We start from the raw sequence: 8,193 nt of genomic DNA, 5'->3' as shown, positions 1-8,193 counted from the left end.
GCCACGACACCCCCGACCAAGGCCGCCGCTCCGGCGCCGACGCCTGCGCCCACCCCGGCTCCGACCCCGGCGCCGACGCCGGCTCCGACCCCCGCGCCGACGCCTGCGCCCACGCCCGCTCCGGCGCCCGTCGCTGCGGCGACGCCGGCCCCGGCGTCCGCCGAGGCCACTGCCCCGTCCGGCAGCACCGCGCCCGTCGCCGCTCCGGCCGCATCGGCCCCCGCCGTGACCGCACCGAAGGCAGCCGCCCGCAAGGCGCCGCCTCCGCCTCCGCCGGAACCCAGCCTGCTGGACGACGTGCTGGAGAACCCCCTGGTACCCGCGCTGGGCGTCGGCCTGCTGGCCGTGCTGCTCGGGTTCGGCTTCTACAAGATGCGGCAGAAGCGCAAGACCGCTGCCGTCGACAGCTCCTTCCTCGAAAGCAGGCTGCAGCCTGATTCTTTCTTCGGCGCCAGCGGCGGGCAACGCATCGACACCGCTGAGACCAACAATCCGACGGGCTCGTCGATGGTCTATTCGCCGAGCCAGCTCGATGCCGCAGGCGACGTCGACCCGGTCGCCGAAGCCGACGTGTACCTGGCCTACGGCCGCGACCTGCAGGCCGAGGAAATCCTCAAGGAAGCCCTGCGCATCAACCCGCAGCGCGTCGCCATCCACTCCAAGCTGCTGGAGATCTACGCCAAGCGCCGCGACGTGAAGGCCTTCGAGGTCGTCGCCGCCGAGGCGTACAGCCTCACGCACGGCAACGGCACCGAGTGGGACCACATCTGCGACCTGGGCCGCGAACTGGATCCGTCGAATCCGCTGTACCGGGGCGGCCAGCCCGGCACCGCGGCTGCGGCAGGCGCGGCAGGCGCGGCCGGCGGTGCCGCGGCGGCCCGTCCCGCACCCGCGCCGGCTGCCGATCCGGGCGACGTCGACCTGGACCTCGATTTCTCCCTCGGTGACGAGCCCGCCGCGGCGCCCGCACCGGCGGCTCGCCGTGCGCCCGCCCCGGCTCCGGCACCGGTCCCCGTGGCCGAGCCCGAGCCCATGCCCTCGCTGAACATGGACTTCAGCGCGCCGCCGCCCCCCGCGCCGGTGCGCGAGGAGCCCGCGCCTTCGCTGGACCTGGGCAACAGCCTCGACTTCTCGCCCTCCCCGGTGCCCGCACCGGCGCCCAAGGCCGCGCCCGCGCCCGCTCCGGCGGACAACGGAATGATGGAATTCGACCTCGGCGGACTTTCGCTGGACCTGCCCGGCAGCGGCGCAGCGCCGGCGCCCGCCCCGGCTGCCAAGGCACCGGCTCCGGCGCCGTCGATGGACCTCGACATGCCTCCGGCGGCCGCCGCCGATTTCGGCGCCGACGCCGACAGCCCGCTCGCCACCAAGCTGGCGCTGGCCGAGGAGTTCAACGCGATCGGCGACGCCGATGGCGCCCGCAGCCTCGCCGAGGAAGTGCTGGCCGAAGCGTCGGGCGACCTCAAGTCGCGCGCGCAGCGCCTGCTCGCCGAAATCGGCTGACGGCACACGCAGGAGGCCGGCCCGTGCGGTTGGCACTCGGGATCTCGTACAACGGACAGGCCTACGACGGCTGGCAGAGCCAGCCGTCGGGCCGCACCGTGCAGGACCACCTGGAAGCGGCGCTGCAGCAGTTCGCCACCGTGCCCGTCACGACCGTCTGCGCCGGCCGCACCGATGCCGGCGTGCACGGCGTCCAGCAGGTGCTGCACCTCGACACCGAAGTGCGGCGCGAGGACTTCTCCTGGGTGCGCGGCACCAACAGCTTCCTGCCGCCCGACATCGCGGTGCAGTGGGCCCGTCCGGTGCCCGATGCCTTCCATGCGCGCAACAGCGCGAAGTCGCGCCGCTATGCCTACGTGCTGCTCGAATCGCCGGTGCGTCCCAGCGTGGAAGCGGGCCGGGTCGGCTGGGTCTTCCGCCCGCTCGATGCCGACGCGATGCAGCAGGCCGCGGCGCACCTCGTGGGCACGCACGACTTCACCTCGTTCCGCGCCTCGTCCTGCCAGTCGCCCACGCCGGTGAAGACGCTGGAGCCGGTCGCGATCTCGCGGCGCGGCCCCTACTGGCGCTTCGAGTTCCAGGGCAACGCCTTCCTGCACCACATGATCCGCAACATCATGGGTTGCCTGGTCTACGTGGGCCAGGGCGTGCATCCGCCGGCGTGGATGGGCGAGGTGCTGGAAGCGAAGAGCCGCGACGCGGCGGCACCGACCTTCTCGCCCGACGGGCTCTACTTCCTCGGCCCGGTCTACGAAGACCACTGGGGGCTGCCGAGCCAGGCCGCTGCGTATCATTGGTTGCCATGAGCAGCGCCCTCGCCTACCGGACACGGATCAAGATCTGCGGGCTCACGCGCGAGCAGGACGTCGACGCCGCCGTCGCCGCCGGCGCCGACGCGATCGGCCTCGTGCTCTATCCGAAGAGCCCGCGCTGCGTGAGCGCGGAGCGCGCCGCCGAACTGGCGAAGCGCCTGCCGCCCTTCGTGACGCCGGTGCTGCTGTTCGTCAACGAGCCGCTGGACAACGTGCGTGCGGCCTGCGCCCTGGTGCCCAACGCGATGCTGCAGTTCCACGGCGACGAGACGCCCGAATACTGCGAGCAGGCGAGCGGCGGCCAGCGCCCTTACATGCGTGCCGCGCGCATCCCGCTCGACGCGGCCGAAACCTTCGACTTGGTAGAATTTGCCGCCAAGTACTCCCGTGCGAGCGCCCTGCTCCTCGACGCGCACGTCGAGGGCTACGGCGGCGCCGGCAAGACATTCCCATGGTCACGCCTTCCACCAAGCGTCAGCTGTCACGCCGTTTTGTCTGGTGGGCTCACACCTGCAAACGTGGGCGATGGCATCCTGCAGGTGCGGCCGCGTTTCCGGACGCTGGCCGTTGACGTGAGCTCCGGCGTCGAGGCCAGCAAGGGCCTCAAGGACGCCGGGAAGATCCACCAGTTCGTCGCGGCCGTGCGGGCCGCCGACGCGCTCCTTGCAGGTTCCCCCCATGCCCTCCTACCAGCAGCCTGACGCCGCCGGCCACTTCGGCATCTACGGCGGCAGCTTCGTCAGCGAAACGCTGACCCATGCCATTTCCGAGCTTCGCGATGCCTATGCGAAGTACCAGGACGACCCGGACTTCCTCGCCGAATTCCGCTACGAGCTCAAGCACTTCGTGGGCCGGCCCTCGCCGATCTACCACGCGCAGCGCATGAGCCGCGAACAGGGCGGCGCGCAGATCTACCTCAAGCGCGAGGACCTGAACCACACCGGCGCCCACAAGATCAACAACGTGATCGGCCAGGCGATGCTCGCCCGGCGCATGGGCAAGCCGCGCGTGATCGCCGAGACCGGCGCCGGGCAGCACGGCGTGGCCACCGCCACGATCTGCGCCCGCTACGGCCTCGAGTGCGTGGTCTACATGGGCAGCAACGACGTCAAGCGCCAGAGCCCCAACGTCTACCGCATGAACCTGCTGGGCGCCCGCGTGGTGCCGGTGGAGTCCGGCAGCAAGACGCTGAAGGACGCCCTGAACGAGGCGATGCGCGACTGGGTCACCAACGTCGAGAACACCTTCTACATCATCGGCACGGTCGCCGGCCCGCACCCGTACCCGATGATGGTGCGCGACTTCCAGAGCGTGATCGGCAACGAGTGCCTCGAGCAGATGCCGCAGATGGCCGGCCGCCAGCCCGACGCCGTGGTCGCCTGCGTGGGCGGCGGCAGCAACGCGATGGGCATCTTCCACCCCTACATCCCCCACGAGAAGACGCGCCTGATCGGCGTGGAAGCCGCGGGTGAAGGCCTGGAAAGCGGCAAGCACTCCGCCTCGCTGCAGCGCGGCAGCCCCGGCGTGCTGCACGGCAACCGCACCTACATCCTGCAGGACGACAACGGCCAGATCATCGAGACGCACAGCGTGAGCGCGGGCCTCGACTACCCCGGCGTGGGCCCGGAACACGCGTGGCTGAAGGACACCGGCCGCGCCGAATACGTCGGCATCACGGACCAGGAAGCGCTCGAAGCCTTCCACTACCTGTGCCGCACCGAAGGCATCATCCCCGCGCTGGAATCGAGCCATGCGATCGCCTACGCGATGAAGCTGGCGAAGACGATGAAGGCGGACCAGCACATCCTGGTGAACCTCTCCGGCCGCGGCGACAAGGACATCGGCACGGTGGCGGACCTCGCGGGCGTCGACTTCTACGACCGGCCCTCCATGCGCGGCCTGAGCCTCAAGGGCGGGCCGAAGCAATGAGCCGCATCCAGGCCACCTTCGCGAAACTCGCGCAGGACAAGCGCAAGGCGCTCATCCCCTACATCACCGCCGGCTTCCCCTTCGCCGACATCACGCCTGCGCTGATGCACGCGATGGTGGAGGCAGGTTCCGACGTGATCGAGCTCGGCGTGCCCTTCTCCGACCCGATGGCCGACGGTCCCGTGATCCAGAAGGCCGGCGAGCAGGCGCTCGCGCAAGGCGTCGGCCTCGCGCAGGTGCTGGCGATGGTGCGCAGCTTCCGCGAGCGCGACAACACCACGCCGGTCGTGCTCATGGGCTATGCGAACCCGGTCGAGCGCTACGAACTCGGCCACGGCCAGGGCGGCTTCGCGCGCGACGCGGCCGCGGCCGGCGTCGACGGCGTGCTGATCGTCGACTACCCGCCGGAGGAATGCGAAACCTTCGCCGCCGACCTGAAGAAGAACGGGCTGGACCTGATCTTCCTGCTGGCGCCCACCAGCACCGACCAGCGCATCCAGCAGGTCGCGCGCGTCGCCAGCGGCTACGTCTACTACGTCTCGCTCAAGGGCGTGACCGGCGCCGGCAACCTCGACACCGCCGCGGTGGAAGAAGCCCTGCCCCGGATCCGCAAGCACGTGAAGATCCCGGTGGGCGTGGGCTTCGGCATCCGCGACGAAGCGTCGGCCAGGGCGGTCGGCCGCGTCGCCGACGCCGTGGTGATCGGCACCAAGGTCATCCAGGTGGTGGAAGACCAGCCGCGGGAAAAGATCCCGGCGGCGCTGTCCGCCTTCCTGAGCGGCATCCGCGCCGCGCTAGACTCGTGAAATTCGTTTGAGGAGCCCCAGATGAGCTGGTTGGAAAAACTGCTGCCGCCGAAGATCCAGCCCACGGATCCCAATGAACGCCGCAGCGTGCCCGAAGGGCTGTGGATCAAGTGCCCCAGCTGCGAGACGGTGCTGTACAAGACCGACCTCGAGCAGAACTTCAACGTCTGCCCGACCTGCGGACACCACCACCGCATCGGCGCGCGCCCCCGCCTCAACGCCTTCCTCGACGCCGAAGGCCGCTACGAGATCGGCCAGGAAGTGGTGCCGGTCGATCCGCTGAAGTTCAAGGACAGCCGAAAATACCCCGAGCGCCTGAAGGAAGCGATGGAGAACACCGGCGAGACCGATGCGCTGGTGGTGATCGGTGGCTCCGTGCACAGCATCAACCTCGTGGCCGCCGCCTTCGAATTCGACTTCATGGGCGGCTCCATGGGCAGCGTGGTGGGCGAGCGCTTCGTGCGCGGCGTCGAGACCGCGATCGAGCAGAAGGTGCCCTTCCTGTGCTTCACCGCCACGGGGGGCGCGCGCATGCAGGAAGGCCTGCTGTCGCTGATGCAGATGGCCAAGACCAATGCCGCGCTCACGCGCCTGGCGAAGAAGGGCCTGCCCTACATCAGCGTGCTGACCGACCCGACCATGGGCGGCGTCAGCGCGGGCTTCGCCTTCGTGGGCGACGTGGTCATCGCCGAGCCCAAGGCGCTGATCGGCTTCGCGGGTCCCCGCGTGATCGAGTCGACGGTGCGGGTGAAGCTGCCGGAAGGCTTCCAGCGCGCCGAGTTCCTGCAGGAAAAGGGCGCCGTCGACTTCATCTGCGACCGTCGCGAACTGCGCAAGACGGTGGCCAACGTGCTGGCGATGCTGACGCGGCAGGCGGCGGACGCGGTCGACTGATTGGGTTTTGTCATTGCGGCCTTGAGCCGCAATCCATGGATCCCGGCTCAAGGCCGGGATGACAAATCACCGAATGATCGCGTCCTGCAGCGACGCGACGATGATCGCGGCCACCTGCAGCAGCACCAGCGCCGCCAGCGGCGACAGGTCGAATCCTCCCACCAGCGGGATCACGCGGCGGAACGGCCGCAGCAGCGGCGCGGCCAGGCGGTCGATCACGTCCGTGATCGGCGAATCGGCCCGCACCCACGACAGGATCGCGTAGACGATCACCAGCCCGATCGCGCCCGACACCACCAGCCGCACCAGGCCGAACAGCGCCAGCAGCGGCACCAGGCCCGCATTGCCGCGGCCGAACAGCAGCCACAGGATGCCGAACTGCGCCAGCTCGATGAGGTAGGCCGCGAGCACGCTCGCGAAGTCCCAGCGGCGGTAGCCGGGCAGCACCTTGCGCAGCGGCAGCACGATCCAGTCGGTCAGCGCGAAGACGAAGCGGCCGACCGGGTTGCCGAAAGGAACGCGCTGCATCTGCATGTACAGGCGCAACAGGCATGCGCCGCCCAGCAGGCCCGCGGCGACGTCGAGCAGGAAGGAGGTGATCTGGAAGAACATGGACGAGGCTGAGTCGTGGGATGATAGCGGCAGCCACCGGAACGCCCCGTGCCCGCCGCCCTCACCCTGCAGTCCCTTCCGCTGTTTCCCCTCGGCACGGTCCTGTTTCCCGACGGTCTGCTGTCCCTGCGCGTGTTCGAGGTGCGCTACCTCGACATGATCGCCAAGTGCCGCAAGGCCGGAGCCCCTTTCGGCGTGGTCTCGCTGACGCAGGGCCACGAAGTGCGCCAGCCGGGCGTGAGCGAAGCCTTCGCCCACGTGGGCACCCTGGCCACCATCCTCGACATCGAGCAGCCGCAGGCCGGCCTGATGCTGGTGCGCGCGACGGGCGCGCAGCGCTTCCGCATCACCTCCAGCGACCAGTTGAAGCACGGCCTGTGGGTGGCTGACGTCGAACGGCTCGCGGGCGACCTGCCCGTGGCCATTCCCGACGACCTGAAGGGCACCTCCGAAGCGCTGCAGCGCCTGATCCAGTCGCTGCAGCTCAAGCCCCAGCAGCCCGGCCCCATGCCCATCCTGCCGCCCTGGAAGCTGGACGACTGCGGCTGGGTCGCGAACCGCTGGTGCGAGCTGCTGCCCCTGCCCGTCACCCTCAAGCAGCGGCTGATGGAACTGGACAACCCGCTGGTGCGGCTGGAGCTGGTGAGCGACGTGCTGACCCGCACGGGCATCACGCTCTAGGGCTGCTCGGCCACGGCGGGAGGCGCCCGCCCGCGAAAACTTAGAATCGAGGGTTTCGCCCCCTGGAGCGCCTCGCGCGTCCGTCCCCGATGTCCGAACAGACCACCCCGCCCACCGACGAGAACCAGCTGATCGCGGAACGCCGCGAGAAGCTCAAGGCCCTGCGCGAGGCCCATCGCCAGGGCGCCGGCCCGGCCTTCCCCAACGACTTCAAGCCATCGGACCACGCGTCCGCGCTGCACCGGTCGCACGGCGAGAAGGCCGCGGAACAGCTCGAAAGCGAAGGCGCGACCGCGAAGGTGGCCGGCCGCATGATGCTCAAGCGCGTGATGGGCAAGGCGAGCTTCGCCACGCTGCAGGACGCGAGCGGCCGCATCCAGATCTACGTGACCCGCGATGCGGTGGGCGAAGACGCCTACGCCGCGTTCAAGCACTGGGACCTCGGCGACATCGTGGCCGCCGAAGGCAGGCTGTTCAAGACGCGCACCGGCGAACTGTCGCTGCACGCCACCGCCATCCGCATGCTCACCAAGAGCCTGCGCCCGATGCCGGACAAGTTCCACGGCGTGGCCGACCAGGAGGTGAAGTACCGCCAGCGCTACGTCGACCTGATGACGGACGAAGAAGCGCGCAAGCGCTTCGTCGCGCGCAGCCGCGCGATGTCGGGCATCCGCGAGTTCATGGTGCAGGCCGGCTTCCTGGAGGTGGAGACGCCGATGCTCCACCCGATCCCCGGCGGCGCCAACGCCAAGCCCTTCATCACCCACCACAACGCGCTGGACCAGGAGATGTACCTGCGCATCGCGCCGGAGCTCTATCTCAAGCGCCTGCTGGTGGGCGGCTTCGAGCGCGTGTTCGAGATCAACCGCAACTTCCGCAACGAAGGCATCTCGGTCCGGCACAACCCCGAATTCACGATGATGGAGTTCTACGCGGCGTACTGGAACTACCGCGAC

General features: G+C 69.7%; 9 protein-coding genes. 8 read left to right on the top strand and 1 reads right to left on the bottom strand.

Annotated elements, in window-relative coordinates:
* The 6 genes from VF522_RS08205 to accD all read left to right on the top strand — a co-directional run.
* Positions 1-1,503 (top strand): FimV/HubP family polar landmark protein (locus VF522_RS08205; RefSeq protein WP_330907749.1); only part of this gene is annotated, 1,503 nt, incomplete at its 5' end.
* Positions 1,504-1,526: 23 nt separating this feature from the next.
* On the top strand, positions 1,527-2,309 hold the full coding sequence (gene truA / locus VF522_RS08200) for a tRNA pseudouridine(38-40) synthase TruA (protein WP_330907748.1): 783 nt from the start codon (positions 1,527-1,529) through the stop codon (positions 2,307-2,309).
* The gene (locus VF522_RS08195; RefSeq protein WP_330907747.1) at positions 2,306-3,016 is read left to right on the top strand and encodes a phosphoribosylanthranilate isomerase; all 711 of its coding nucleotides are present in this window, start codon (positions 2,306-2,308) and stop codon (positions 3,014-3,016) included. Before truA ends, VF522_RS08195 begins: the two co-directional genes overlap by 4 nt.
* On the top strand, positions 2,994-4,244 hold the full coding sequence (gene trpB, locus VF522_RS08190) for a tryptophan synthase subunit beta (protein WP_330907746.1): 1,251 nt from the start codon (positions 2,994-2,996) through the stop codon (positions 4,242-4,244). Before VF522_RS08195 ends, trpB begins: the two co-directional genes overlap by 23 nt.
* Positions 4,241-5,050, top strand: coding sequence for a tryptophan synthase subunit alpha (gene trpA, locus VF522_RS08185; RefSeq protein WP_330907745.1), 810 nt, complete (start codon positions 4,241-4,243; stop codon positions 5,048-5,050). Before trpB ends, trpA begins: the two co-directional genes overlap by 4 nt.
* Positions 5,051-5,071: 21 nt before the next feature.
* Complete coding sequence (gene accD, locus VF522_RS08180; RefSeq protein WP_330907744.1) at positions 5,072-5,944, top strand: acetyl-CoA carboxylase, carboxyltransferase subunit beta; 873 nt, start codon at positions 5,072-5,074, stop codon at positions 5,942-5,944.
* Positions 5,945-6,010: 66 nt separating this feature from the next.
* On the opposite strand, the gene VF522_RS08175 is transcribed toward accD, so the two are convergent.
* A complete protein-coding gene (locus tag VF522_RS08175; protein WP_330907743.1) occupies positions 6,011-6,556 on the bottom strand; it encodes a YggT family protein in 546 nt (181 codons plus the stop codon).
* Between the two features lie 48 nt (positions 6,557-6,604).
* On the opposite strand from VF522_RS08175, the gene VF522_RS08170 reads away from it, so the two are divergent.
* Together VF522_RS08170 and VF522_RS08165 are read left to right on the top strand one after the other, a co-directional pair.
* A complete protein-coding gene (locus tag VF522_RS08170; RefSeq protein WP_330907742.1) occupies positions 6,605-7,237 on the top strand; it encodes an LON peptidase substrate-binding domain-containing protein in 633 nt (210 codons plus the stop codon).
* A gap of 89 nt (positions 7,238-7,326) precedes the next feature.
* Positions 7,327-8,193 (top strand): amino acid--tRNA ligase-related protein (locus tag VF522_RS08165; protein ID WP_330907741.1); only part of this gene is annotated, 867 nt, incomplete at its 3' end.

Source organism: Ramlibacter sp., from assembly GCF_036383835.1.
Lineage (GTDB): Bacteria > Pseudomonadota > Gammaproteobacteria > Burkholderiales > Burkholderiaceae_C > Ramlibacter.
This window is presented reverse-complemented; position numbering and strand designations above follow the sequence as displayed.

Coding starts and splice junctions, on each gene's coding strand:
- VF522_RS08195 (WP_330907747.1), top strand. CDS start 2,306: ATGAGCAGCGCCCTCGCCTACCGGACACGGATCAAGATCTGCGGGCTC.
- trpB (WP_330907746.1), top strand. CDS start 2,994: ATGCCCTCCTACCAGCAGCCTGACGCCGCCGGCCACTTCGGCATCTAC.
- trpA (WP_330907745.1), top strand. CDS start 4,241: ATGAGCCGCATCCAGGCCACCTTCGCGAAACTCGCGCAGGACAAGCGC.
- accD (WP_330907744.1), top strand. CDS start 5,072: ATGAGCTGGTTGGAAAAACTGCTGCCGCCGAAGATCCAGCCCACGGAT.
- VF522_RS08175 (WP_330907743.1), bottom strand. CDS start 6,556: ATGTTCTTCCAGATCACCTCCTTCCTGCTCGACGTCGCCGCGGGCCTG.